Annotated in this window: 22 protein-coding genes; 11 read left to right on the plus strand and 11 right to left on the minus strand. The window is 67.2% G+C overall.

The genetic code is table 11. The features are described 5' to 3' along the window. The first annotated feature begins 304 nt into the window (after positions 1-304). Positions 305-3577, plus strand: coding sequence for an efflux RND transporter permease subunit (locus NU688_RS12060; protein WP_257860846.1), 3273 nt, complete (start codon positions 305-307; stop codon positions 3575-3577). Between the two features lie 14 nt (positions 3578-3591). Further along, on the plus strand, positions 3592-5097 hold the full coding sequence (locus tag NU688_RS12065; protein WP_257860847.1) for an efflux transporter outer membrane subunit: 1506 nt from the start codon (positions 3592-3594) through the stop codon (positions 5095-5097). A gap of 101 nt (positions 5098-5198) precedes the next feature. Here the strand turns inward: NU688_RS12065 and NU688_RS12070 are convergent, their stop codons facing one another. Continuing rightward, the gene (locus NU688_RS12070) at positions 5199-5564 is read right to left on the minus strand and encodes an SPW repeat protein (protein WP_257860848.1); all 366 of its coding nucleotides are present in this window, start codon (positions 5562-5564) and stop codon (positions 5199-5201) included. A gap of 80 nt (positions 5565-5644) precedes the next feature. Next, positions 5645-6508: a MurR/RpiR family transcriptional regulator gene (locus NU688_RS12075; protein ID WP_257860849.1), complete on the minus strand. Its 864-nt coding sequence runs from the start codon at positions 6506-6508 to the stop codon at positions 5645-5647. Between the two features lie 137 nt (positions 6509-6645). Between NU688_RS12075 and NU688_RS12080 the strand changes: the two genes are divergently transcribed. The 3 genes from NU688_RS12080 to NU688_RS12090 all read left to right on the plus strand — a co-directional run bounded on the left by NU688_RS12080 (position 6646) and on the right by NU688_RS12090 (position 9631). After that, positions 6646-7980, plus strand: coding sequence for an aspartate aminotransferase family protein (locus NU688_RS12080; protein ID WP_257860850.1), 1335 nt, complete (start codon positions 6646-6648; stop codon positions 7978-7980). Between the two features lie 70 nt (positions 7981-8050). Continuing rightward, a complete protein-coding gene (locus NU688_RS12085) occupies positions 8051-8962 on the plus strand; it encodes a transporter substrate-binding domain-containing protein (protein ID WP_257860851.1) in 912 nt (303 codons plus the stop codon). 12 nt (positions 8963-8974) lie between these two features. After that, a complete protein-coding gene (locus tag NU688_RS12090; protein WP_257860852.1) occupies positions 8975-9631 on the plus strand; it encodes an aspartate/glutamate racemase family protein in 657 nt (218 codons plus the stop codon). On the opposite strand, the gene NU688_RS12095 is transcribed toward NU688_RS12090, so the two are convergent. After that, a complete protein-coding gene (locus tag NU688_RS12095) occupies positions 9623-10495 on the minus strand; it encodes a hypothetical protein (RefSeq protein WP_257860853.1) in 873 nt (290 codons plus the stop codon). The two genes, NU688_RS12090 and NU688_RS12095, sit on opposite strands and share 9 nt — an antisense overlap. A gap of 169 nt (positions 10496-10664) precedes the next feature. Between NU688_RS12095 and NU688_RS12100 the strand changes: the two genes are divergently transcribed. Beyond that, entirely contained in the window at positions 10665-11492 is an 828-nt protein-coding gene (locus NU688_RS12100; protein WP_257860854.1) for an undecaprenyl-diphosphate phosphatase, read from the plus strand. A 13-nt stretch (positions 11493-11505) separates the two neighbouring features. Here NU688_RS12100 and NU688_RS12105 read toward each other — a convergent pair whose 3' ends face one another. Beyond that, positions 11506-13371, minus strand: a complete 1866-nt coding sequence (locus NU688_RS12105; protein WP_257860855.1) for an ATP-binding protein — start codon at positions 13369-13371, stop codon at positions 11506-11508. A gap of 153 nt (positions 13372-13524) precedes the next feature. Between NU688_RS12105 and NU688_RS12110 the strand changes: the two genes are divergently transcribed. Further along, positions 13525-15462, plus strand: coding sequence for a YadA family autotransporter adhesin (locus NU688_RS12110; protein WP_257860856.1), 1938 nt, complete (start codon positions 13525-13527; stop codon positions 15460-15462). A 34-nt stretch (positions 15463-15496) separates the two neighbouring features. Here NU688_RS12110 and NU688_RS12115 read toward each other — a convergent pair whose 3' ends face one another. The 6 genes from NU688_RS12115 to NU688_RS12140 form a co-directional block, all read right to left on the minus strand. After that, complete coding sequence (locus tag NU688_RS12115; protein ID WP_257860857.1) at positions 15497-16204, minus strand: response regulator transcription factor; 708 nt, start codon at positions 16202-16204, stop codon at positions 15497-15499. A gap of 280 nt (positions 16205-16484) precedes the next feature. Then, positions 16485-17303, minus strand: coding sequence for an alpha/beta fold hydrolase (locus tag NU688_RS12120; RefSeq protein ID WP_257860858.1), 819 nt, complete (start codon positions 17301-17303; stop codon positions 16485-16487). 14 nt (positions 17304-17317) lie between these two features. Then, on the minus strand, positions 17318-18157 hold the full coding sequence (locus NU688_RS12125; protein WP_257860859.1) for a proteasome-type protease: 840 nt from the start codon (positions 18155-18157) through the stop codon (positions 17318-17320). Between the two features lie 28 nt (positions 18158-18185). Beyond that, on the minus strand, positions 18186-20843 hold the full coding sequence (gene mutS, locus NU688_RS12130; RefSeq protein WP_257860860.1) for a DNA mismatch repair protein MutS: 2658 nt from the start codon (positions 20841-20843) through the stop codon (positions 18186-18188). A gap of 32 nt (positions 20844-20875) precedes the next feature. Then, a complete protein-coding gene (locus NU688_RS12135; protein ID WP_257860861.1) occupies positions 20876-21208 on the minus strand; it encodes a helix-turn-helix domain-containing protein in 333 nt (110 codons plus the stop codon). Next, entirely contained in the window at positions 21205-21546 is a 342-nt protein-coding gene (locus NU688_RS12140; RefSeq protein ID WP_257860862.1) for a type II toxin-antitoxin system RelE/ParE family toxin, read from the minus strand. Before NU688_RS12140 ends, NU688_RS12135 begins: the two co-directional genes overlap by 4 nt. A gap of 263 nt (positions 21547-21809) precedes the next feature. Between NU688_RS12140 and NU688_RS12145 the strand changes: the two genes are divergently transcribed. Genes NU688_RS12145 through NU688_RS12160 form a run of 4 tightly spaced genes read left to right on the plus strand, consistent with a single transcriptional unit; the run spans position 21810 to position 25514 of the window. After that, positions 21810-22451 carry a hypothetical protein gene (locus NU688_RS12145; RefSeq protein WP_257860863.1) on the plus strand — a complete coding sequence of 214 codons (642 nt, stop codon included), beginning with the start codon at positions 21810-21812 and terminating at the stop codon, positions 22449-22451. A gap of 36 nt (positions 22452-22487) precedes the next feature. Then, positions 22488-23465, plus strand: coding sequence for a magnesium and cobalt transport protein CorA (locus NU688_RS12150; RefSeq protein WP_257860864.1), 978 nt, complete (start codon positions 22488-22490; stop codon positions 23463-23465). A gap of 52 nt (positions 23466-23517) precedes the next feature. Beyond that, on the plus strand, positions 23518-23985 hold the full coding sequence (locus tag NU688_RS12155; protein ID WP_257860865.1) for a MarR family winged helix-turn-helix transcriptional regulator: 468 nt from the start codon (positions 23518-23520) through the stop codon (positions 23983-23985). Then, positions 23982-25514 (plus strand): DHA2 family efflux MFS transporter permease subunit, encoded by a 1533-nt coding sequence (locus tag NU688_RS12160; protein WP_257860866.1) that lies wholly within the window; start codon positions 23982-23984, stop codon positions 25512-25514. The genes NU688_RS12155 and NU688_RS12160 overlap by 4 nt, the downstream gene beginning before the upstream one ends. 10 nt (positions 25515-25524) lie before the next feature. Here NU688_RS12160 and NU688_RS12165 read toward each other — a convergent pair whose 3' ends face one another. Then, positions 25525-26379 carry a siderophore-interacting protein gene (locus tag NU688_RS12165; RefSeq protein WP_257860867.1) on the minus strand — a complete coding sequence of 285 codons (855 nt, stop codon included), beginning with the start codon at positions 26377-26379 and terminating at the stop codon, positions 25525-25527. Position 26380 lies beyond the last annotated feature (1 nt).

Here is a 26380-nt window from a genome sequence, read left to right on the forward strand (position 1 = left end):
GCCGAGCGAAGCAAAGGCCCGATTGCAAGCCGAGCGAAGCGATGGCTCGTGTTGTCTCCACCCCCCTCTGGCTGCGCCGAGGAGCGGAGCGTTTCGCGGATCAGGGCTCGCCCTTGTTTGAGCGAAGCGAGTTTGGGCGAGACCCCGCGAAACGTGAGCACCGCAGGTTGCCCCGTAGCGAAGCGCAGGGGTCGCAGACAGTGGGGTCGCCTTTTCTTTGCTTACGTTCTTTTGGCGAAGCAAAAGAAAGTAAGTCGCCCGCCGGGGCGAGACCCGGCCTCCGCCCCCAGCAGGGGAAGCAGCGATGAACCTGTCGCTCCCCTTCGTCAGAAGACCCATCGGAACAGTCCTGCTGACCATCGGCATCGCTCTGGCCGGCATCGCAGCCTTCTTCGTGCTGCCCGTATCGCCACTGCCGCAGGTCGACTACCCAGTCATCTCAGTAAGAGCCTCGATCCCCGGAGCAAGCCCCGAAACGATGGCAACAAGCGTGGCGACGCCTTTAGAGCGCCACCTCGGAACGATCGCAGGCGTCAACGAAATGACGTCCACAAGCTCCGTAGGCTCGTCCCGCGTAACCCTCCAATTCGACCTGAGCCGCAACATCGACGGCGCCGCAAGAGAAGTGCAGGCCGCCATCAACGCAAGCCGCGTCGATCTGCCAGCGACCCTCAGAAGCAACCCAACCTACCGCAAGGCCAACCCCGCAGCCTCGCCAGTCATCATCCTGGCCCTCACCTCGAAGACGAAAACACCAGGCCAGATATACGACGCCGTCTCCAACATCGTGAGCCAACGCCTCTCGCAAGTAGACGGCGTAGGCGACGTAGAAATCGGCGGCGGCTCGCTCCCAGCCGTCCGCATCGAACTGCTCCCGTTCGCGCTCAACCGCTACGGCATCAGCACCGAGGACGTGCGCGCCGCCATCCAGGCCTCCAACGCCAACCGCCCCAAGGGCATGGTCCAGGGCGATGGCCGCAAGCTCCAGATCTACACGCAGACGCCGGCCCTGCGCGCCAGCGATTACGCCTCGATGGTCGTGGCCTGGCGCAACGGCGCGGCAGTGCGGCTGCAGGACGTGGCCGAGGTGATCGATGGCGTGGAAGACACGCGCACGCTCGGCCTCTTCAACGGCGAGCCGGCGATCATCATCCTCATCACGCGGCAGCCCTCGGCCAACATCATCGAGACCGTGGACAGCGTGCGCGCCTTGCTGCCCGAGTTGCAGGCGCAGTTGCCGCCCGACGTGACGCTGCAGGTCGCCTCGGACAGCACCAACTCCATCCGCAGTTCGCTGCACGAGGTCGAGGTGACGCTGGTCATCTCGGTGCTGCTGGTGGTGCTGGTGGTGAGCCTGTTCCTTCGCAGCGTGCGCGCGACCATCGTGCCGGCCGTGGCCACGATCGCCGCGCTCTTGGGCACCTTCGGGGTGATGTACCTGTTGGGCTTCAGCCTCAACAACCTGAGCCTGATGGCGCTCACGGTGGCGACCGGCTTCGTGGTGGACGACGCCATCGTGGTGCTGGAGAACACGAGCCGGCACATCGAGTCGGGCATGTCGCGCATGAAGGCGGCGCTGCTCGGGGCCAAGGAGGTGGGCTTCACCGTGCTGTCGATCAGCGTGTCGCTGGTGGCGGTGTTCATTCCGCTGCTCTTCATGGGCGGGCAGGTGGGGCGGCTCTTTCGCGAGTTCGCGATCACGCTGTCGGCGGCGGTGATGATCTCGCTGGTCATCTCGCTCACCACCACGCCGATGATGTGCGCGTGGCTGCTCAAGCGCGGCGGCGAGCATGACAAGAACAAGCCGCAAGGGCGCCTGGGGCGCATGGCCGCGCGCAGCTACGACTGGGTGCTCAAGCGCTACGAATACAGCCTCGACTGGGCGCTCGACAGCAAGGCGCTGGTCATGCTCATCCTGGTGGCGGTGGTGGGGCTCAACGTCTATCTCTTCAGTGCCGTGCCCAAGGGCTTCTTCCCGCAGCAGGACAGCGGCCAGCTCAACGGGGGCCTCCGCGCGGACCAGAGCATTTCCTCGCAGGCGCTGGCCGACAAGCTGCGGCAGGTGATCGACATCATCCGCAAGGACCCGGCGGTCGACACGGTGATCGGTTTCACCGGCGGCTCGCGCGCGGGCGGCGGCTTCATGTTCGTCAACCTGAAGCCGGCCAACCAGCGCACCGAGAGCGGCCTGGCCGTCATCGCGCGCCTGCGGCCCCAGCTCAACGAGGTGACGGGCCTGCGCGTATTTCTCGGCACGGTGCAGGACGTGCGCTCGGGCGGGCGTTCGAGCAACTCGACCTACCAGTACACGCTCAAGAGCGACAACCTGACCGATCTGCGCACCTGGGCCACGAAGCTCTCCGACGAACTGAAGCTGCAGCCGCTGCTCACTGACGTCGATACCGACCAGGACCAGAACGGCGTGGAGACGGTGGCCAAGGTCGACCCCGACAGCGCGCGCCGGCTGGGCCTGACGTCCACCGCCATCGACAACGCGCTCTACAACGCCTTCGGCCAGCGGCAGGTGGCGACCATCTACACCGAGCTCAACCAGTACCACGTGGTGATGGAATGGGCGCCGCGCTACACGCGCAGCCCCAATTCGCTGAGCGACGTGTACGTGCCGGCCACCCGCACCTCGGTGATCGGTGGGCAGACGGTGACCACGCAGGTCGCGGCGACAGCCACCACCACCTCGACCACCGGCGGGGCCGCATCGACCGCGACCGCCGCGAGCACCACCGTGCCGGTCTCGGCCAACGCGGGCCTGCGCGGCGCATCGACCGGCAATGTGCTGAGCAACACGCCCACCACGCTGGTGCCGCTGTCGGCAGTGGCGAAGTTCGAAGAGCAATCGGTCGCCACCTCGGTGAGCCACGACGACGGCGAACTCGCGACCACGATCTCGTTCAACCTCGCCGAGGGCGCGAACCTGGGCGATGCGCGCGAGGCCATCGCCAAGGCCGAGGCCAACATCGCGATGCCCACCAACGTGCGCGGCGCGTTCGCCGGCACCGCGGCCAGCGCGCAGCAGTCGCAAGGCCAGCAGTTCATGCTGATCCTGGCCGCGCTGGTCGTGATCTACATCGTGCTGGGCATCCTGTATGAAAGCCTGGTGCACCCGATCACCGTGCTGTCGACGCTGCCTTCGGCCGGCGTGGGCGCGGTGCTGGCACTGCTGATGTTCCGCATGGAGTTTTCGATCATTGCGCTGATCGGCGTGTTCCTTTTGATCGGCATCGTGAAGAAGAACGCCATCCTGATCATCGACTTCGCGCTGGAGGCCGAGCGCTCGCGCGGGCTCACGCCGCTGGAGGCGGTGCGCGAGGCCTGCCTGCTGCGCTTCCGGCCCATCCTGATGACGACGATGGCGGCCGCGCTGGGCGCGCTGCCGCTGGCCATCGGTTTCGGCGAGGGCGCGGAGTTGCGCCGGCCGCTGGGCGTGGCCATCATCGGCGGGCTGATCGCGAGCCAGTTGCTCACCTTGCTGACAACGCCGGTGGTCTATCTCCTGCTCGACAAGCTGCGCCGCCGTGGCAAGAACGAACACGAACTCAGCCGGATCACGCCCGCTTGAGAGAGAACAACACCATGAACGCACTGCTTTCTCCCCTCAGATCGAACCGCTTCGCGCTCACGTCGCTCGCGCTTGCTGCGCTGCTCACGGGTTGCGCGGTCGGGCCGGCTTACCAGGTGCCGACCTCCGCCGCGTCCGCTGGCTGGAAGGAGCAGCAGACCGCCGAAGGCTGGCTGCCCGCCGCGCCGGCCGATGCGCTGGACCGCGGCGAATGGTGGAAGCTCTTCGCCGACCCGACGCTCGACGAATTGGCTGGCCGGGTGCAGGTGTCGAACCAGAACATCGCCGCCGCCGTGGCCAACTACACGCAGGCCCAGGCCCTGGTGCGCGGCGAGCGCGCGGCGCTGTTCCCCTCGGTGTCGTTCAGCGGCAGCGGGCGGCGCAGCGGCAATGTGAACAGCAACAGCGACACAGCGAGCCCATCGAACAGTTTCTCCGCCTCGCTGAACGCGAGCTGGACGCCCGACGTCTGGGGGCGCCTGCGCGAAGCGGTGAGCAGCGCGCAGGCCAATGCGCAGGCGAGCGAGGCCGACCTCGCGGCGGCGCGGCTCTCGGCTATCGGTGACCTTGCGACCAACTACTTCTCGCTGCGCGAAGCCGATGCCGAGATCGTGCTGCTCGACGAAACCATCGCGGGCTACCAGCGCGCCTTCGAGATCACGAGCAACCGCTATGCGGCAGGCATCGCCGCGCAGACCGACGTGCTGCAGGCACAGACGCAGCTCGTCAACGCCAAGGCCGACCGCGTGGGCCTCACGCGCACGCGCGCCACGCTCGAACATGCCATCGCGATGCTGGTGGGCGTGGCGCCCGCCGACTTCACCCTGCCGGCCGCGAAATGGACACCCACGGTGCCCGGCGTGCCGACCGGCGTGCCCTCGACGCTGCTGCAGCGCCGCCCCGACATCGCGGCGGCGGAGCGCTCGGTCGCATCTGCCAACGCGCAGATCGGCATTGCGCGCGCCGCGTACTTCCCGGACATCCCGCTGACCGCATCGGTCGGCAGCAGCAACGCGAGCCGCGTGAAGGACCTGTTCAGCTCGGCCAACACGCTGTGGTCGCTCGGCTTCTCGGTGGCGCAGGTGGTGTTCGATGCGGGCGCGATCGGCGCGAGCGTCGATGCCGCCAAGGCCGGCCATGAATCTGCTGTGGCGCGCTACCGCCAGACGGTGCTCACCGCGTTCCAGGCGGTGGAAGACCAGCTGACGACGGGCGCTACGCTCGCGCAGCAGGAGGGCTTCCGCCGCGAAGCCACGCTCGCGGCCGACAAGACCGAGCAGCAGTTGCTCAACCGCTATCGCGCGGCGCAGGTGAGCTACACCGACGTGGTGACGGCGCAAGCGGCCGCACTGAACGCGCGGCGTGCGCTGGTGCAGTTGCAGGTCAATCGCCAGGCTTCGGCGATCGCGCTCATCCAGGCGATGGGCGGTGGCTGGCAGGCCGACTGGATGAGCAACAACCCGGACGGCACCGCGGCCACGGCGCAGCAACAACAACCTACCGTCCCTCGCGCGCAATAAGAAGAAAAGAAGGCGGAGAGGGCGGTTTCGCGGATGGGCGTCATGCCCATCCAGTCGGCCTCACCGCCCCTGCGGCGGGCCTCGTTTCACGGCGCGCTCGTTCAGTGCGCCGGACGGTCCATCATCCCGCCAAGGTAGTCCTTGTCGGTCACCAGCACCCAGAGGGCGAGCACCAGGATCACCGCGGCCACGAGCACCGCGTTGACCATCGCCGTTTCCATCGCGGCGAAACCGACCAGCCACGGCGATGCGGCAAGCCACACCGCGAGGGCCACTTCGGTCCACTCTTCCCACTGCTTCGGCACGAAGGTCGCGCCCAGTGCCACGGCGCCCAGCACGATGCCGGTTGCCACCATGGTCCACATGGCGGGCGAGATGCCCTGAAAGCCCAGAACCCAGGGCGAGACGATCAGCCAGGCGCCGGCGACGGCGTTGACGGGGTCTTGCCAATGCTTCACTTGCTTCATGGTCATTACCTCCTGTCGCGACAAGGCGCCGCGACAGGTGTTGGACACCCGCGTTCGGGCGTGGTTCCGTCGTCCGGCGCCTATCCGCGCGGCGCCGGCGCCATGAGGTACGCACCCGATTCGAAGAGCTGCGCCTCCGCCTGGTCGATGCGCTTGATGCCCGACTTGCCCGCGCGGCTCGCGAGCAGTTCGACCAGCGCCTCGGTCACCGCCACGCCGGCCGCGACCGAGGGAAAGAACGACGGGCTGTTGATCGTGAAGAGCAGCGTTTCGTCGGCCAGCAGCGAGAGCGGCGAGGTCACGCTGTCGGTGATCGCGACGATGCGGCAGCCGGCCGCCTTGGCGGCCTCGGTCACCTGCAGCGCTTCGCGCGAGTAGGGCGCGAAGCTCGCCACCACGAGCGCATCACCCTTGGCGAAGGCGCGCTGCTGCATCTCGAGCGATCCGCCCTGGCCATCGACCAGGTGGACGCTGGCGCGGAAGAGCCGATACACATAGACGAACGAGAACGCGATCGGAAAGCACGCGCGAAAGCCCGCGGCATGCACGGCCGGCGCCTTCTCGATCAGCGTGCAGGCCTTCTGCAGCGCCTGCTCGCTCTGCTGGTGCGTGGCTTCGAGGTTGCGGCGCTGCACCTCGAACATCTCGCCGGTGAGACCGCGGTCGTGCGAACGGCCGACGAGTTGCTTGGCGCGTCCGCCATAGGTTTCGGTGCCCAGGCCCATGTCGCCGGCGAAGGCTTCCTTGAGCTGCGGCCAGCCCGAATAGCCGAGGTTCTGCGCGAAACGCACCAGCGTGGCGGGCGTGCTCTGCGCGCGCGTGCCGACGTTGCGCATCGAGGCGGTGACCACTTCGTTGGGGTGGTCGAGCACGTAGCGCGCGACCTGCTGCAGGGCGGGGCTCAGCTCGTTGAAACGCTGGCGGATCTGGTCTCTGGCGCCCATGGCGGTGTCTCTCTTCTGGCTGCTGTTGGAACGAATGTACCGGACATGGAACGATGAAACAGTTGACGGAACAAATGTTCCAAACAATAATTCGACCGAAACGTTAGTTCCAAAGACTGTTCCAAGATTTCGCCGCCATGACGCACGTCTTCCACCGCCACCTTCGCCAGACCCCGCCTGTTGCCGCCGGCTCGCAGGGCATGTTCATCCGCGACGCCGAAGGGCGCGAATACCTCGATGCCTCGGGCGGCGCGGCCGTCTCGTCGCTCGGCCATGCGCACCCCGAGGTGCTGGCCGCCATGCACGCGCAGCTCGACAAACTGGCCTACGCCCACACCAGCTTCTTCACGAGCGAAGTGGCCGAGCAGCTGGCCGACGAGCTCATCACTTCCGCGCCCGAGGGCATGAGCCACGTGTATCTGGTGAGCGGCGGCTCGGAAGCGGTGGAGTCGGCGCTCAAGATGGCGCGGCAGTACTTCGTCGAGATCGGCCAGCCGCAGCGCACGCACTTCATCGCGCGCCGCCAGAGCTATCACGGCAACACGCTGGGCGCGCTCGCGGTGGGCGGCAACGCATGGCGCCGCGAGCCGTTCGCGCCGATCCTCGTGCCGGCCACGCATGTGTCGCCGTGCTATCCGTACCGCGAGCAGCGCGAGGGCGAGAGCGCCGAGCAGTACGGCCTGCGCCTCGCGGCCGAGCTCGACGCGGCCATCGTCGCGCAGGGCGCGGATCGCGTGATCGCCTTCGTCGCCGAAACGGTGGGCGGCGCCACGGCCGGCGTGCTCACGCCCGTGCCAGGCTACTTCAAGGCGGTGCGCGCCGTGTGCGACAAGTACGGCGTGCTGCTGATCCTCGACGAGGTGATGTGCGGCATGGGCCGCACCGGCTCGCTGCATGCGTGCGAGCAGGAGGGCATCGCACCCGACCTCATCACCATCGCCAAAGGCCTGGGCGGCGGCTACCAGCCCATCGGCGCGGTGCTCGCGCAGCAGAAGATCGTCGAGGCCATGTCCAAGGGCAGCGGCTTCTTCCAGCACGGCCACACCTACCTCGGCCACCCGATGGCCTGTGCGGCGGCGCTCGCGGTGCAGCAGGTGATCCGCCGCGACGGCCTCGTCGCCAAGGTGCGCGAAGACGGCGTAGCCTTCGGCGCGATGCTGGCCGAGGCGCTTGGCAGTCACGCGCACGTGGGCGACATCCGCGGCCGCGGCTTCTTCTGGGGCATCGAGCTGGTCGCCGACCGCGCGAGCAAGGCGCCCTTCGATCCTTCGCTCAAGGTCAATGCGCTCATCAAGAAGGACGCGATGTCGCGTGGCCTCTTGTGCTACCCCTTCGGCGGCACCGTCGATGGCCGCCAGGGCGACCACGTGCTGCTCGCGCCGCCCTTCATCGCGACGCGGCAGGACCTGCAGGAAATCGCCGCCCGTCTCGCGGCCTCCATCGATGCGGTGACGAGCGCCGCCGCGCGCTGACCGCGACCCCGTATTCCTTCGCTGTTCCCTTCGCCGTTTTCTTCAACCCGCCGTTCCGAGGAGCGCTCCCATGCCCAAGCTTCGTCTGCCGATTTCCTTCGGTGTTGCCGCTCTCGCGGCGGCCTGCACCCTGTTGCCGTTCGCTGCCGCGCATGCGCAGGAGAACGACACGCTCGCCAAGATCAAGGCGAGCGGCGCCATCACCTTCGGCTACCGCGAGTCGTCGTTCGGCTTCTCGTACCTGGACGGCAACCTGAAGCCGGTCGGCTACAGCATCGAGATCTGCAACCGCATCGTCGAGGCGGTGAAGACCGAACTCAAGCTGCCGGCCATCGAGATCAAGTACCAGGCCGTCACCTCGGCCAACCGCATTCCGCTGGTGCAGAACGGCACGGTGGACATCGAGTGCGGCTCCACCACCAACCTGGTCGAGCGGCAGAAGCAGGTGGCGTTCTCGCCCGACATCTTTCGCTACAACGTGCGCATGCTGGTGAAGGCCGATTCGGGCATCAAGGGCATTGCCGACCTGCAGGGCAAGACGGTCGCCACCACCAGCGGCACCACCTCGTTCCGCCTGCTGCGCGAGGCTGACCGCGGTCGAAGCCTCGAAGTGACCAACCTTGCGGGCAAGGACCACAGCGATTCGTTTCTGCTGGTGGAAAGCGGCCGTGCGCAGGCCTTCGTGCTCGACGACATCCTCCTGGCCGGCCAGATCGCGAATGCGCGCAGCCCGAAGGACTTCATCATCACCGGCGAGAGCCTGCGCACCGAGAACCAGTCGCTGATGTTCCGCAAGGACGACGCGGCCTTCAAGGCGCTGGTCGACCGCGTGGTGTCGGGCATGATGAAGTCGGGCGAGATGGAAAAGCTCTATGCCAAGTGGTTCATGTCGCCGATTCCGCCGAAGGGCATCAACATCAACTACCCGCTCAATGCCGAGACGAAAGAGGCGTTCGCGAACCCGTCTTCCAAGGGCATCTGAGCCTCTGAATTCATGACACGCATCGCCCTCATCCACGCGCTCTCGCATTCGGTCGCGCCCATCAACGAAGCCTTCGCGCGCGACTGGCCCGAGGCGGTGCGCATGAACCTGCTCGACGACAGCCTCTCGGCCGACCTCGCACGCAACGGGCGCGGGCTGGATGCGGCGATGCACGAACGGTTTCAGCGCCTCGCGCAGTACGCGGTCGACACAGGCGCCGAAGGCATCCTCTTCACCTGCTCGGCCTTCGGGCCGTGCATCGAGGCGGTGGCGCGGCGGCATGCGGGCATTCCGGTGCTCAAGCCCAACGAGGCCATGATCGCCGAGGCGATGCAGGTGGAAGGGCGGCTGGGGTTGATCGCAACGTTCGCGCCCACGCTCGCTTCGATGCCGCCCGAGTTTCCCGTCGGCGCCGCGCTGGAGCTGGCACTGGCCGACGGCGCGCTCGATGCACTGAACGCCGGCGACACGCAGCGGCACGACGCATTGATTGCCGCGCAGGCCGCGGTGCTGCGCGATCGCGGCTGCACCCGCATCGCGCTCGCGCAGTTCAGCATGGCGCGCGCTCGTGCCGCCTGCGAAGCGGCCAGCGGCCTGCCTGTGCTCACGACGGTCGACAGCGCCGTGCGCGCCCTGCGCGAGCGAACCGGGCAGCCGCGCTCAGTGTGAGCCGTCGTGGCCGATGGCGCTGACCAGCGTGGTCATCGCGATCTGCGCCGCATCGCTGCGGCCCAGCATGCGGTGCACGCCGGTCTCGCGGTCGGTTGCTTCCAGGCCTTCGGCAAGGCGCCGGTAGATGTCCGACGAAGGCATCGTGGCCGCGGTGCCGAGCGCATCGCAATAGGTGTCGGTGAGCAGGCCGGTGAGTTCTTCGCTCTGCTCGTTCGACAGCTTCATCGTGTCGCCGCTGAACACGGCCGCGATGCAGTGCATGAGGTACGCCTGCGTTTCGAGCGAGAAGGCCTGCTGCCGCACATAGTCTTCGACGGCCGACCAGAAGAGCGGGTCGGAGGTCCGGCGCCAGCTCTCCAGCACCTTGCGCGCCTTGGCCACGAGGTCGGCGTGCGCGTCTTCGGGCTCGCTCGGGCGCAGCGCCAGGCCCTGCAGCGTGAGCGAGGCCACCGGGCCGGCCGCGCCGAGGATGAAGCTCCAGAACTTCCAGCGCGCGTACCACTTCTTGTCGTGCGCGGGGTTCAGCGGCTCGAGCAGGCCGAAGTCGATGCGCTGGCAGGCATTGGCCTGCTGCCCGGCGATACAGCCGTCGCCCACGTCGAGCAACTGGACCTCGGCCTCCATCCGGTCGGCGGCGATGTTGCCCTGCGCGACGATGCCCGCGCTCTTGCCCGAGCGGTCGATGTCGACCAGCCGCTGCATCAGCAGCTGGAGCTCGTGGGTCGAGGCGCCGGTCGCACCGGTCACGCGGCGCATCGATTCGCACTGCTCCCGCTCGATCGCGAGAGGGGGCTTCAGCCGGTCCCGGCCGTGGTCTTGGGCGGTTGATTCGCGCTCGTCCGTGGAAGTCGACGTTCGCATGGCAGGACTCCTTGGGGGCACTTTGAATGTTCAGGTTGCAATATGTATCGGCGCCTGCAGGGTGAACATCCCCGAAATTAGGTATTCGGTACTCGTACTCGCCTCTCACCTGAACCGAAGCTGACCGATGCCCTCGCCATAATTGGCGCTCTTTGTTGAAGGAGCACGCGTGGATATTGTTTTGCTGGTCAAGGCCGCGATCATGGGCATCGTCGAGGGGCTGACCGAGTTCCTGCCGATCTCGTCGACGGGCCATCTGATTCTTGCGGGGTCGCTGCTCGGCGGCTTCGGCGACAACCGGGGCAAGGTCTTCGAGATCGCCATCCAGACCGGCGCGATCTTCGCGGTGATCCTGGTCTACTGGCAGAAGATCAAATCGACCGTCGTGGCGCTGCCGCGGCAACCCAAGGCGCAGCGCCTCGCGCTCAACATCCTCATCGGCTTCCTGCCCGCGGTGGTGCTGGGCCTCTTGTTCGGCAAGGTGATCAAGGCGCACCTGTTCATCCCGACCGTGGTGGCCAGCACCTTCATCATCGGCGGCTTCATCATCCTGTGGGCCGAGAAGCGGCCGCCGGGTTCGGTGCGCGTCGAACATGTTGATGACCTCACGGCGTGGGACGCGCTCAAGGTCGGCCTGGTGCAGTGCTTCGCGATGATCCCGGGCACGAGCCGCAGCGGCTCGACCATCATCGGCGGCATGCTGCTGGGCCTCTCGCGCCAGGCGGCGACCGATTTCTCTTTCTTCCTCGCGATCCCGACGCTGATCGGCGCTGGCGCGTACAGCGTCTACAAGGAGCGCGCGCTGCTGTCGGTGGCCGACATCCCGCTGTTCGCCGTGGGCCTCGTGTTCTCGTTCATCAGCGCGTGGCTGTGCGTGCGCTGGCTGCTGAAGTTCATCAGCACCCACAACTTCATTCCGTTCGCCTGGTATCGCATCGCCTTCGGCATCGTGGTGCTGGTGACGGCGTGGACCGGCACGGTGGTCTGGGCGGAGTAATTCCGCGAGTCGTTCAGGCTGCGGGTGCCAGCGGCATCCGCAGCGCCAGCTGGGTCTCGCCGGGCCGCGACTGCAGCTGAAGCTCGGCCCCGAGGCGACGCGTCCGGGCGCGCAGGCTGCGCAAGCCGGAACCTGCGGCCTTGTCGGCCTCATCGACCACGAAGCCGCGGCCGTTGTCGCGCACGCTGAGCTTCAGTTCCGCGCCGTCGCGGCTTACGGCCACATCCACGCGCCGGCTCGCGCTGTGCTTGAGCACATTGGTCAGCGCCTCCTGCAGAAAGCGCAGCAGGTCCAGGCTCTGCGAGGGCGGCAGTTCGAGCGTCTCGAGGTCCGACACCTGCCAGTGGCAGTCGATGCCGTTCGCATCGAGCAGTTGCGAGGTGCGGTGCCGCAGCGGCGCGAGCAGTTCGCCGAACGCGCGTGCGCCGTCGTGGCGGCCGGTGGCTTCGATGATCAGCCGCAGGTCGTCGCGCAGGCTCTTGAGCATCGCGAGCAGTTCGGGTGCCGAGAGGTTCTCGGGCGTGCGCTCCAGCGTCGCGATGCTGCCGACCAGCATGCCGCCCAGCCCGTCGTGCAGGTCGCTCGCGAGGTTCACCCGCTCGCCGATGCGCGCATGTGCCAGCTCCAGCGCGTGCTGCTGCGCGAGCGTGGCGGCCAGCTCGGCCTTGGCGGCGTTCACTTCCTCGATCAGCTCGGTGTTGAAGTTCTCGATGCGCTCGAGGCTCTTCACGAAGCGGCCGGCCTGGATCAGCGCCATGCCCAGCAGCAGCGCGTAGGACGACAGCGTCGTGTAGTAGATGTTGCTGTCGATCACCTGCGTGAACACCAGCAGGTCGTGCGTGCCGGTCACGGCGGACATCGCCATGAACGGCGCCAGGGCGAGTACCGGACCCTGGCGCACGCGCAGGGCGTGGAGCAGCGCCGCGCAGCACACGGCAATCGTCATCAGCCCGCCCACCAGCCCCCACACGGCCCGGTGCAGGGGCAGCGACGGCATGCCCGCGGTCCAGAGATCGGCCCAGCCCACGCTCACGAGCAGCAGCGCCGCGATTTCCAGGCGCGGCATGCGCCGTTCGCAAAAGCGCAGCGTGAAGACCAGAAAGGCCACGCTGAACGCGAGGAACGCCGAGGTGTTGAACGCCTGCCAGCTGTGGTTGTTCGTGAAGGGCCAGGGCGTCGTGGCGACGTGGTTGTAGCCGTACGTCAGCCAGAGCACCGACATCAGCGCGAACCAGCCGTAGGCCGTCTCGCTGCGGCGCAACACCCACAGGGCCGCGAAGAAGGCCGAGACCACCGCGCTCAGCGCGAGGCCCAGCATCGGCAGGTCGTGGCGAAAAAGGCGCTCGCGCTCGTACAGCGCCTGCATCGCGGCCGGCGCGCCCAGACGCACCGGCCCCAGCCCCGGCTGGTAGGGCGAGAGGCCCGAAACGCGCACCAGCAGCGTGTTGGTGGCGCCGGGGCGCAGCAGCGGCGACGCCAGCAGCCAGTAGTGCGGCGTGTTCCATGAGCGCGTGAGCGGCTCGACGAGGTTCGGGTCGCGAAGGATCGGCGTGCCGTTGAGGAACACCGCGCCGGCCATGTTGAAGTAGTTCAGCAGCAGCCCGGCCTCGTGCGCCTGCGCGGGCTGTGTCCAGGTCAGCCGGTACCAGACCACGCCGTCGAAACCGGGCCAGCGGTCGGGCCAGCTGTCGGGCAGGGTGACGGGCGTCCAGCCGTCGGCGGGTGGCGTGGTTTCGTCCCAACCGGTGCCGCGCACGGCTTCGACATGGAGTTCGGGAGAAGGAAGCTGCTGCGCCATTGCCGTCGACGGCGTCGCCACGAACAGCAGGAAAAGAAACGCCCCCAGCGACGCGGCAAGCCATGCCCGTGCTCTTGCCAATCGGCTTCGGCGCGCAAGTCGAGGGCCAACCGGCAGTCGATGTTCGGGGGAGGGCATTCCGTTTACCAGTTCTCGGGGATGGCCCCGTTGATAACAGAAAGACACACTTCGTCGCGTTTTTGTCCTGTCCGTTTTTCAAGAAAGAAGCAGTCCATGTCCATCCAGATCCACCCAGCCGGCGCCTGCGCAGGGTTGCGCAAGCGCTCTCTTCGGCATCTGCCCGTGATTGCGTTGCTGCTTGCGGGAGGCGCCCATGCAGCGGGATTCGCCGATGGCGTTGCGGGTGGCGTTGGCGTGGGGCAGTCCGCGGGAGCGGGCGGCGCTGGAGGCGGTGCGGCCATGGTCTCGGGCGACGGAGCCACGTCGTTGGGTGCGGGTGGCGACGGTGGCACCGGAACTTCGGGGGGAACCGGTGGCAGGGGCGGAGGCGGCGCTGCGGCATCCGTCAGCGGCGCCACGGCGATCGGCGGTGGCGGCACGGGCGGATTGGGCGAAGCAGGCGGCACCGGCGGCGCCGGAGGGGTCGGCGCCCAGGCCTCGGCCTCCGGCGCCATTGCCGTCGGGGCGGGCGGTGCGGGTGTGGCAGGCTGTTGCGGCAATTCCGCACCCTCCGGCGGCAGCGGCGCACAGGCCACGGGCGCCTCCGCCATCGCCATCGGCAGCGCCGCCGGCACCAACCAGGGCGCCGTGGCGTCCGGCAGCGGCAGCACGGCCATCGGCGGCGCGAGCAATGGCGCTTCGGGCGCCTCGGCGCTGGCAACGGGCGGTGTGGCCATCGGGTCGGGCAGCCAGGTGGCGAGCGGCGCGAACGGCAGCGTGGCGCTCGGCGCGAACTCCGTCGCCACGGCGGCCAACACGGTGTCCTTCGGTTCCGCAGGCCAGACGCGCACCCTGGTCAACGTGAGCGCCGGCGCGGTGAACGCCACCAGCACCGATGCCGTCAACGGCAGCCAGCTGAACACCGTGAAGCAGACTGCCGACACCGCACTGGGCGCGGCGCAGAACTCGGCGCAGTACGGCGCGGGCGGCACCTCGCTGCAGCTCAACGCCAATGGCGGTGCCGGCACCGTCATCAACAACGTGAGTGCGGGACAGGCCGCCACGGATGCTGCCAACGTCGGCCAGCTGAACACCGTGAAGCAGACCGCTGACACCGCACTCGGCGCAGCGCAGAACTCGGCGCAGTACGGCGCGGGCGGCACATCGCTGCAGCTCAATGCCAACGGCGGCGCCGGCACCACCATCAACAACGTGAGCGCGGGCCAGGCCACCACGGATGCTGCCAACGTCGGGCAGGTGCAGCAGGCGCAGCAGGCCGCCGTCACCACGGCGAACAACTTCACCGTCCAGCAGGTCACCGCACTGCAGACCCTGATGAACCAGGCCCTGCGCAGCGGCGTCTGCGCAGTGGGTGCGGGCGGTGCCGTGGCCTGCGGTCCAGGCGCCAGTGCGGGCGGCGCCGGCAGCACGTCGATGGGCACCAACGCGCAGGCCAACGGCGAGAACACCGTCGCCATCGGCAACGGGGCCAAAGCCGATCACGCGGGCTCGGTCGCCATCGGCGCAGGCGCCCGGGCGCTGGCCGACCCGACCACCGCCGTGGGCAACAACGCGGTGGCCGCCGGCAACAATGCGGTCGCGCTGGGGGCCAACACGCTGGCCACCGGCAGCAATTCGGTCGCGCTGGGGCAGGGCTCGGTGGCCGACCGCGACAACACCGTGTCGGTGGGCAATGCGGCAACCAGCCAGTTGCGCGGCATCACGAATGTGGCGCCCGGCGTGCTGGGCACCGATGCCGTCAACGTCAACCAGTTGCAGCAGGCGGTGAGCAACGCGACCAGCCAGGCGAACGCCTTCGCCGCGCAGGGCGTTGCCGCGGCACTGGCCATGCCGTCGATGCCGACGCTGCCGGTGGGCAAGAAGTGGATGGGCGCGGCCGTGGGCAACTACGCCGGCGCATCGGCCATCGGCTTTGCCTTCGGCTATCAGGTCAGCGACAACCTGAACCTGGGGCTGGGTGTTTCCACCGCGACCAGCAGCGGCAGCAACAACCGCGTCGCAGCGCGGGTGCAGGCGGGCTACGCCTGGTGAGGTGAGTGAGGTGAGATGAGCGGACGCGGGCCGGTCAGCTCAACAGGCCGTGCCTGCGGCCTTGGTACACCGCCTCGGTGCGCGAGGTGACGGCCAGCTTGCGGTAGATGTTTTTTGTGTGGCATTCCACCGTGAGGCGCGAGATCGACAGCGATTCGGCCATGTCGCGGTTGCTCAGCCCCTGCGCCACGAGTTCGAGGATTTTTCGTTCGCGCGGTGTCAGCGCCACCGGCAGCGGGGGTGGCGCATCGGTGGCCAGCACCGCCGACAGCGAAGTCTGCTGCGCCGCGAGCCAGCCGAGGATGCGGCGCGCGATCGCCGGATCGATGGGCGCGCCGCCTTGCTCGATGCTGCGCAGCGCGATGCTCAGTTCCAGATCGTCGCGTTCCTTCAGCAAGTAGCCGATGGCGCCGGCACGCAGCGCCGCGAAGATGATTTCCTCGGTCCGCCAGGCCGAGACCACCACCGCGGGCACCCTGGGGTGATGCGCCCGCATCCAGCCGATCAGCTCGACGCCGCTGCCGTCGGGCAGGCCGATATCGACCAGCGCAACGCCGAAATCGCGTTCGTCGAGCAGTTCCTTGGCCGCGGTCACGCTGTCGGCCCAGGCGATCTGCGGTTCGTCGCAGCCGAGCGTGGACAGCACGTAGGCGAGCCGCTCGCGCATTGCCGGATCGTCTTCGACCACCAGCGCGGGACTCAAGGAAACGATTTCGACGTCTTCCAGCTGCAAATTGGACATGTGGGCGGGATTCTGAACGGGGCCTGATCTGGTAGGACGTTTTTACTTATAAAGGGAGATTGTTGCAGAGTATTGCCAGTTGTATCTTGGAGTCACCCAACTGAAAACAGGGAGACCGCGAGCGAGCAGGAACTATCGCTCTAATCGGAATGTTTCGCTTGAGAAATGTGTAGCAGGGGAGTTGGCGTGATGGGCATGGCCGTCGCGCAGCCCCGAGGGCCGATCCGGCGTCATTCCGCCGCTCGGGTTACCCACCCCCGGCATCGGGTGCCAGCCTGCCTTACAACAGGTTGCGAAGCGCGGCTTCGACGGCAGCTGCGGTAGCCAGCGGTTTTTCCATCGGAAACAGGTGCGTCCCGTCGAGCATCGTGATGCGCCCCCTGGTCACCTGCTCGGTCATCGCCATGCCCACGCGCTTCATCTCGGCCGACTGCCGCCCGCCGATGAACGCCGCCTTGCACTTGAGTGGGTGCCTGCGCAGCAGCGCGCCCAGGTTGTGGGGCAGGGTGTTGTAGATCGCGGTTTCCACGTCGCGGTCGAAGCTGAGTTCGCGGCTGTCCTCGCCAGCGGCGATGCCGTCGAAGGTGCCGTGGTCGATGTAGTCGTGCAGCATCTGCTCGTCCCACTTCGCAAACGCCTTCTTGCTGCGGAAATGCTCGAACACCGCCTCGCGGTGCGCCCAGCTGTTCTTGCGTTTCTGGCTGATGGCGCCGGGCGAAATGCTCTTCATGAGCGGCGTGCGCTTGACCACATTGAGCGTGTTCGCGCGCCAGCCGCCGAGGATCGGCGAATCGATCAGCACCACGCCGCGCCCGAGCGCCGGATGCAGCGCCGCGCACATCAGGCTCAGGAAGCCGCCGAGCGAATGGCCGATGAGAAACACCGGCCCGCCCGCGCGGTCGGCGCGCACCTGGGCGAAATCGGCCAGCTGCTGCACCAGGTGCGGCCAGTTGTCGGTGACGGGGTACTTCGGGTCGTGCCCGAATTTCTCGATGGCATCGACCTCGAAGCCGCGGTTGCGCAGGCTGTCGAGGACGACGCGGTAAGTGCTCGCGGGGAAGCTGTTGCCGTGCGAGAAGACGACGGGCGGCATGGCCATGGCCGATGCCGCGCTCAGATGAGCTTTTCGTCCGGCGTGGAGATCTTGCGCAGCGGGCTGTGCCGTGTGGCCGGCATCTTCAGCGGATGGTCGGTGGCGGAGTCGTCCCACACCGGGTCCTCGATGCTGTCGAACACCTCGCGCAGCTTCTGGCCCCAGCTGTTGTGCATCATGCGGTAGTAGGGGTTGTCGGCGTCGATGCAGATCACCCGGTCGGTCTCGTACTTGTTGGCTTCGTACACCACCAGGTCGAGCGGCAGGCCCACCGAGAGGTTCGACTTCATGGTCGAGTCCATCGACACCAGCGCGCACTTGGCGGCCTCGTCGAGCGGTGTCTCGGGCGTGAGCACGCGGTCGAGCACGGGCTTGCCGTACTTCGACTCGCCGACCTGGAAGTAGGGCGTCTCGGTGGTCGCCTCGATGAAGTTGCCCGCGGCATAGACCAGGAAGAGGCGCATGCCTTCGCCCTTGACCTGCCCGCCGAAGATGAAGGACACGTTGAAGTCGAGTCCCGCGTGCTTGAGCGCCTCGGCATCGCGGTCGTACACATGGCGCACCGCCGAGCCGAGTACGCGCGCGGCGTCGAACATGCTCTTGGCGTTCCAGATGGTGATCGGCTCGCCCTGCGTGCCGTCTTCGCGCGTCTCGCGCAGTTCCTCGATCTGGAGGATTTCGCGCACCGACTGCGAGATGCTGAGGTTGCCCGAGGACAGCAGCACCATCACCCGGTCGCCCGGCTGCTCGTAGACGATCATCTTGCGGAAGGTGCTGATGTGATCCACGCCCGCGTTCGTGCGCGAATCGGAGAGAAACACCAGGCCGGCGTTGAGTTTGATGCCTACGCAATAAGTCATGAGTTCTTCTCGCATGAATCAGGCCCGCTCAGGCGGCACTGCGTTCACGCGTGTTCAGTTTCTGGAGGGCATAGAGCGCGTCGAGGGCCTCGCGCGGGCTCATGGTGTCGGGGTCTAGCGCGGCCAGCGCGGATTCTACGGCGCTGGCCAGAGGCGTTTCGGCCACGGGCGGGGGTGCGAACAGGTCGACCTGCGCACGCGTTTGCGCATGCTGCGATTCGAGTGCTTCCAGTGCCTGGCGCGCGTGGTTGACCACGGCCGCCGGCATGCCGGCAAGCCGCGCCACCTGGATGCCGTAGCTCTTGCTGGCCGGGCCGGGCTGCATTTCGTGCAGGAACACGATGTCGCGGCCTGCCTCGGTCGCGCTCACATGCATGTTCACCGCACCGTGGTGCGTGGCCGGGAACTCGGTCAGCTCGAAGTAGTGGGTCGCGAACAGCGTGAAGGCCTTGCTGCGGTCGTGCAGCTGCGCCGCGATGCCCGCGGCCAGCGCCAACCCGTCGAAGGTGCTCGTGCCGCGGCCGATTTCGTCCATCAGCACCAGCGACTGCGCCGTGGCGCTGTGCAGGATCTGCGCGGCCTCGGTCATCTCCAGCATGAAGGTCGACTGCGCATTGGCCAGGTCGTCCGCGGCGCCGATGCGTGTGTGGATCGCGTCGATCGGCCCGAGCCGGCAGGCTGCCGCCGGCACGTGCGAGCCGATGGAGGCGAGCAGCACGATGATCGCCACCTGCCGCATGTACGTCGATTTACCGCCCATGTTCGGCCCGGTGATGACCTGCATGCGCTGCTGCGGCCCGAGATGCGTGTCGTTGGCGATGAAGCCGCCCGACGACTTTTCGGCCAGCCGCGCTTCCACCACCGGATGGCGCCCTTGCTGGATTTCGATGCACGGGTGCGCCACGAAGGTCGGCGCGCGCCAGTGCAGCGTGTGCGAGCGCTCGGCCAGCGCGCACAGCGCATCGAGCGTCGCGATGCCGCCGGCCAGTTGCGTGAGGGCGTGCACCGAGGGTTGCAGCGCATCGAGCAGTTGCTCGTAGAGCCATTTCTCGCGGGCCAGCGCGCGGTCTTGCGCGCTCAGTGCCTTGTCCTCGAAGGCCTTCAGCTCGGGCGTGATGAAGCGCTCGGCGTTCTTCAGCGTCTGGCGGCGGCGGTAGTTGTCGGGCACCTTCGAGAGCGCGCTTTGCGTGATCTCGATGTAGAAGCCGTGCACGCGGTTGAACTGCACCCGCAAGTTGCTGATGCCGGTGCGCTCGCGTTCGCTGATTTCGAGCTTCAGCAAGAAGTCGTCGCAGTTGTCGCTGATGGCGCGCAGCTCGTCGAGTTCGGCATCGTGGCCGGTGGCGATCACGCCGCCGTCGCGCACCAGCGCCGACGGGTCGGGCTTGATCGCGCTCACCAGCAGGTCGGCGCAACCCGGGGGCGGCGCGAGCCGCTCGGTAATGCGCGCCAACAGCGGGGCGGAGGCGGGGAGGAGCGGCGCCAGTTGCTCGGCCTTGTCGAGCGCGAGGCGCAGCGCCAGCAGCTCGCGCGGACGCACCTGCCTGAGCGCGATGCGCGCCGCGATGCGTTCCACGTCGCTCGTGTTCTTCAGTTGTTCCCGCAGCGTGCGCCAGGGCGCGGCCGTGCCGCCCAGCACCGTGGACTGCAGCGCACCGATGGCTTCGAGCCGGGCTTGCGCCTCGGTGCGGTCGCGGCGCGGCGAGAGCAGCCAGCGCTTCACGAGCCGGCTGCCCATGCCCGTCATGCAGGTGTCGAGCAGTGAGAACATCGTGGGCGAGTCTTCGCCGCGCAGCGTCTGCACCAGCTCGAGGTTGCGCCGCGTGGTGGGCGGCAGCTCGATCAGGTCGCCGTCGCGCTCGACAGAAAGCCGTTGCACGTGCGAGAGCGCGCGGCCCTGTGTGTGCTCGGCATAGCCCAGCAGCGCGGCGGCCGCGGCATGTGCATTGGTAAGCGATTCGGCGTTCCACGCGGCGAGACTGTTGCTGCCCATCTGCTCGCTGAGCTTTCGCTCGCCAAGACCGCCGTCGAACTGCCACGCGGGGCGGATCGAGAGCGTGAAGGGCGTCGCCGCGCGAGCGGCCTTGAGCCGTTGCTCGAAAGCCGGCGTTACCTCCGCGCTGTACAGCAGTTCGCTCGGCGCGATGCGCGCGATCCACGCTTCGAGCGCATCGGCCGGGCACTCGGCCAGCCGCAGCTCGGCACCCGTCACGCTCAGCCACGCGAGCCCGCAGAAATTGCGCGTGCCCGCATGCACCGCGAGCAGCAGCGATTCGCTCTTGTCACTGAGCAGTTCCGAATCGGTCAGCGTGCCGGGCGTGACCACGCGCATCACCTTTCGCTCCACCGGCCCCTTGCTCGCGCCGACCTCGCCCACCTGTTCGCAGATGGCGACCGATTCGCCGAGCTTGATGAGCCGCGCGAGGTAGGTGTCGACCGCATGGAAAGGCACGCCGCACATCACCACAGGCTGGCCAGCCGACTGGCCGCGCTGGGTGAGGGTGATGTCGAGCAGGCGGGCGGCCTTTTCGGCATCGGCCCAGAACAGTTCGTAGAAGTCGCCCATCCGGTAGAACAACAGCGTGTCCGGATGGTTCGCCTTGAGGCCCAGGTACTGCGCCATCATGGGCGTGTGCCCGGAGAGGTCGCTGGTCGGGGAGGTGGGTTGAGCAGTCGTCGTTTTCACTGGGGCGATTATCGGGGACGGGAGGACGATGTTCAGCCGACGATCAGCTTCACCGGCTTGCCGATGCGGCTGAGCATTTCGACCAGCGTGTCGATGGTGAATTTGGCCGTCTTCCTGTTGACCACGTCGGAAACCCGAGGGCGGGAGACCATCAGGATTTCGGCCGCTTCAGCCTGCTTCAGGTGATGCGCTTCGATCCAGCTCGACAGCTCTTCCATGAGTTGCTGTTTCAACAGCCGTGTGTCGTTGATCTGCTTCTGCGATGCGGCCTTCAGGCGCTTGGCCTCTGCGGCCGGAAAGCCCAGCTCGAGAAAGATATTGGCGCCGGGTTTGGTGACGTGCTGGATGGCGGTGTCGGTCTTCATGGTCGATGCTTCCTTGTTTCGATCACCGCGCGGTAGCGCGCTTCGGCGATGGCCTTGTCCTGCTGGCTGGTTGCTTGTGTCTTCTTCTGGAAGCAATGCAGAACATAGATCGCCTCTTCAAACTTGGCTACGTACATCACGCGATAGATACCGCTTGAATCCCTGAGCCGGATCTCCCGCGTGCCGGCACCGATGTCGTTGAATGGCTTCCAGTCCGTCGGGTCCAGTCCGGCCTGGACCTTGCCCAATTCGAAACCTGCTGCTCGGCGCGGCTCCACGGGAAAGGTCAGCAGATCCACATAGGAAGAGCCAACCCACCGGATTTCCTTCTCATCCATCGATGCGCCTGTCTGTATAAGATTTTATACGCGAAAGCCAAGTGCGACCCGTGCGCGATGGCTTTCCTCCCTGATGGCGCATTGTCGATACGAGGCGGATGCTTTCGCCTCGCGTGGCGTCACCTCGATCCTGATTACCGTGAACTTTGCGGGATACCGATGAGCATCAACTACGTGACCCCACGAAACGACACCAAGCTCACCGACGTCCCGATCGATCGACCCCCATCCCCCGCCCTAAAATCCCCCCGCGCAAACCCCGCGTGAAGAACAAGGCGCCCATGGCCCCCCCGGAAGAATTCAAAGGCCCTGAAGCGGACGCGCTCCCCGACACCGCCACCTTGCCCGCCGACCTCGCGGCGTTGTATCTCTGCATGTCGCCGGCCCAGCTTGCGGATCTGCGCAAATCGAAACGGCCTGAGAAGAGCGCGAGCAATAGCCCGTCGACCATCAGGCCCGTTGAAGGTGGCCCGGCCGGGCCCAAGGATCCGGTGCTCTACCAGCTGGGCACCCTGCGCGAATATGCGAAGGCGCACGCCGGCCCATCCGACTTCGACACCGCGTTGAACAGCGGCATGCTCGGCTGGGTGTCCGCCAAGCTGCCTTTCTTCGCCGAGCGCGAACCCCGCATCAAGCGCGGCAAGCGCGTGCTTATCGGTGGTGCCTGGGACCGCGCGGACCCGCTGCGCGAAAAGCGCTTCATCGAGCTGGCGAAGGGCCGCATCCGCTTCACCTCGCTCACCTGCGCCGAGGCCGCGGCAAGCCTCTGGGCCGACATTGCAAGCCACGCCGCGTTCGCCGAAAAGGGCCTCGCCTTGCTCAGGGCGGAGACACAAGCCATCGAGGCATCGCTGGCCGCCACCCGCGACCTGGCCGCGGCTTCGAATCCCGACGCGGCGGCTTGACGGTCGCGCCTCAAGACTGAACCTGGACGAGCACCGATGCTGATCAACTGCGTGGCCTACGAAAACGGCGCCAAGCTCGCCGACATTCCTGTCGAGGACATCAGCGACTACATCACCCGACCCGGCTGCTTCGTCTGGGTGGCACTGAGCGACGCTACGCCCGAAGAGCTGGCCGAGATGCAGAAAGAGTTCAACCTGCATCCGCTCGCCGTCGAAGACGCCCACCACGGCCACCAGCGCCCCAAGGTCGAGGAGTACGGCGATTCGCTCTTCGTCGTCATGCACCTCGTGGAGCCCTCGGCCGAAGGCGAGCACTGCGTGAACGTGGGCGAGGTCGACGTGTTCGTCGGCAGCAACTACGTGCTCTCGGTGCGTAACCGCAGCCAGCAGGGGTTCCTCGGCGTGCGCGAGCGCTGCGAGCGCGAGCCCGAGCTGCTGCGCAACGGCGCGGGCTTCGTGCTCTATGCGCTGATGGACGCAGTGGTCGACCGTTACTTTCCCGTCATCGATGCGCTCGAGGTAGAGCTCGAATCCATCGAGCAGCAGATATTCACGCAGGGCGGCGCGGCGCGCGACAAGATCAAGCAGCTCTATGACCTGAAGCGTCGCAGCATGATCCTCAAGCGCGCGGTGGCGCCGCTGGTCGAGGCCGCGGGCAAGCTGCACGGCGGGCGCGTGCCGCAGATCTGCATGGGCTCGCAGGAATACTTTCGCGATGTCGGCGACCACCTGGGCCGCATCAACGGCTCCATCGACGCGATGCGCGACACCGTCGGCACGGCCATTTCGGTGAACCTCTCGATGGTCACCATCGAGGAGAGCGAAGTCACCAAGCGCCTGGCCGCCTGGGCCAGCATCTTCGCGGTGTGCACCGCGTTCGCCGGCATCTGGGGCATGAACTTCGAGAACATGCCCGAGCTGAAATTCAAGTACGGCTATGCGGTGGCGCTCGGCCTCATCGTCAGCACCTGCGGCTATCTCTACTACCGGTTCAGGCGCGCGGGCTGGCTCTGAAGGCCGTCTTGCTAATTCCCAACTAATAAGCATGTAGATAATCGAGTCCCTTATGAAAAGGGACTTCACCCAGCGCTTCGGCTTTCTCGTCAAGAACGTCGGCAAGCTCTACAGCGATGAGTTCGACCGCCTCGCGCGCGAACGCATCGGCCTCACCAGCGCGCAATGCCGGCTGCTCGGCGCCCTCGCCATGCACGGCGAAGACGAACCGCTCTCGCAAGCCGAACTCGCGCAGCGCCTCGATCTCACCCCCATGGCCGTGGCGGGCCTGTGCGACCGCATGGCGGCCGCCGGCTGGATCCGCCGCGAGCCCAGCGCCACCGACCGGCGCGTCAACAGGATCCACCTGGAGCCCAGCGCCGAAAAAGCGCTCGACGCCGCCCTCAGCATCAGCGACGGGCTCAACGCCCGCGTGATGTCGGTGCTCTCCCAACCCGAGCGCGCACAGCTTCTGAGCCTGCTCGGCAAAGTGCGCGACAGCCTCGTGGACATCACTTCGGGCGACGGAAAAAAGCCATGAGCGTCGCCCCCGGAACCACCGTGCCGCACCGCGGCATGATCACCATCTCGATCATGCTGGCGACCATCATGCAGGCGCTGGACACCACCATCGCCAACGTCGCCTTGCCCCACATGCAGGGCAGCCTGCAGGCCTCGCAGGACCAGATCACCTGGGTGCTCACCTCCTACATCGTGGCCTCGGCCATCGCGCTGCCGCTTACCGGGTGGCTGTGCGGTCACTGGGGCCGGCGGCGCGTGTTCATCATCTCGGTGATCGGCTTCACGGTCGCTTCGGCGCTGTGCGGCGTGGCGACGTCGCTCGTCGGCATCGTGGCCGCGCGGCTGTTGCAGGGCGTGTTCGGCGCTGCGCTGGTGCCGCTGTCGCAGGCGGTGCTGCTGGACATCAACCCGCGCGAGAAGGTCGGCCAGGCCATGGCCATCTGGGGCGCGGGCATCATGGTCGGGCCGATCCTCGGGCCGTTGCTGGGCGGCTGGCTCACCGAGAACTTCGACTGGCGCTGGGTGTTCTTCATCAACCTGCCGGTGGGCATCTTCGCGTTCTGGGGCATTGCGCGCTACCTGCCCGAGAGCCGGCCGCAGGGCGAGAAGCTCGACATCTTCGGCTTCGTCACGCTGAGCCTGGCCATCGGCATGCTGCAGCTTTTTCTGGACCGCGGCGAGCAGCTCGACTGGTTCGACTCGTGGGAGATCAAGCTCGAAGCAGCCGCCGCGCTCGTGGCCTTCGGCTTCTTCGTGGTTCATACGTGGACGGTGCAGGGCGTGTCGTTCTTCGACCGCGACTTGCTGAAAGACCGCAACTTCGTCACCGGCCTTTTGTTCGCCTTCATCGTCGGCATGATCCTGTTCGCGACGATGGCGCTGTTGCCCAATTTCCTGCAGGGGCTCATGGGTTATCCGGTGGTCTACACCGGCGAGGTGACCGCGCCGCGCGGCGTGGGCACCATGATCGCGATGATCATCGTTGGGCGTCTCGTGCAGCGCATCGACGTGCGCGCGATCATGGCCGTGGGCTTCGGCCTCACGGCCTTCTCGCTCTACCAGATGACGCGGCTCACGCTGCAGATGGACAGCAGCCTGATCATTCTCTCGGGCTTCATTCAAGGGCTGGGCATCGGCTTCACCTTCGTGCCGCTGTCGACTGCGACCTTCGCGACGCTCGCGCCGCGCCTTCGCAACCAGGGCACGCCCATCTTCAGCCTGCTGCGCAACATCGGCAGCAGCGTGGGCATCTCGATCGTGCAGGCGCTGCTGACCGAAGGCTCGAGCAAGGCGCATGCGGAGATCGCGGCGACCGTGGCGCCGGGCAACCCGGGGCTGCTCAACCTGCCGCCGATGATGTCGCCCGACACGATGACCGGGCTCGCGATGCTCAATGCCGAGGTCACGCGGCAGGGCGCGCTCATCGGCTATCTCGACGACTTCGCGATCATGATGGTGATTACGCTGCTGGCGATTCCGCTGCTGCTGTTGATTCGCAGCCCACGGCGCAGTGCGGCGGCTTCAGGTCCTGCCGAAGTGCCGCACTGACGACGAGCGTTTACTCGTCGTGCGAATCGTGCGTGGCCGCGGCGCCGCGCCGCCAGTAGCCCGAGGCCCGGGTCCACTTCGGGTTCGCGCCGCGCTCGCTCACGAGGTGCGCGCGCAGCGCCTTCGCAATGCCCGACTCGCACCCGACCCACGCGTGGAAGTCGCCGGCCGGCAGCTTCGCCGCCTTGAGCGCATCGACCAGCACCGTGCTCACGCCCGCCTCGGCGCCACGCCGATGCACCCACTGCAGCGTGAGCTCGGCCTCGGTCTCGAACGGAATCTCGTCGGCTTCGCTGTCGACTTCCGCCAGCACCACCACCCGCGCACCGGCCGGCAGCTCGACCAGGCGCCGCGAGATGGCGGGCAAGGCGGTGTCGTCGCCGATGAGCAGGTGCCAGTCGAATTCGGTCGGCACGATGAACGAGCCGCGCGGCCCGCCCACGCCCAGCGTGTCGCCGGGCTTGGCGTTTTCGGCCCATTGCGTGGCGGGGCCGGCGTCGTGCAGCGCGAAGTCGATTTCCAGCGTGTTGGCCTTTGCGTCGTGGCGGCGTGGCGTGTAGTCGCGCATCGTCGGGCGGCCGCTCGCGGGCCAGATCGGACCGTCAGGCCCGGCCGTCGGCAGCGTGAGCTTGCCCGTGGTCGCGTCGGGGAAAAAGATCTTCGCGTGGTCGTCGAACCCGAGGCTCGTGAAGCCCGCGAGGTCGTCGCCGGTCAGCACGATGCGGATCAGGTGCGGCGTCACGCGCTGCACCGTCTTCACCGTGAGCTGGCGAAAGCGAAGGTCGTGGCGCACGCGGCGCGGCGTGCGGTCGGGCGTGTTGGAAGAAGAAGTGGAAGAAGGGGTGGTGGTTGTGAAGTCGGTCATT

This window comes from Variovorax sp. ZS18.2.2, assembly GCF_024701975.1.
Classification (GTDB): Bacteria; Pseudomonadota; Gammaproteobacteria; order Burkholderiales; family Burkholderiaceae_C; genus Variovorax.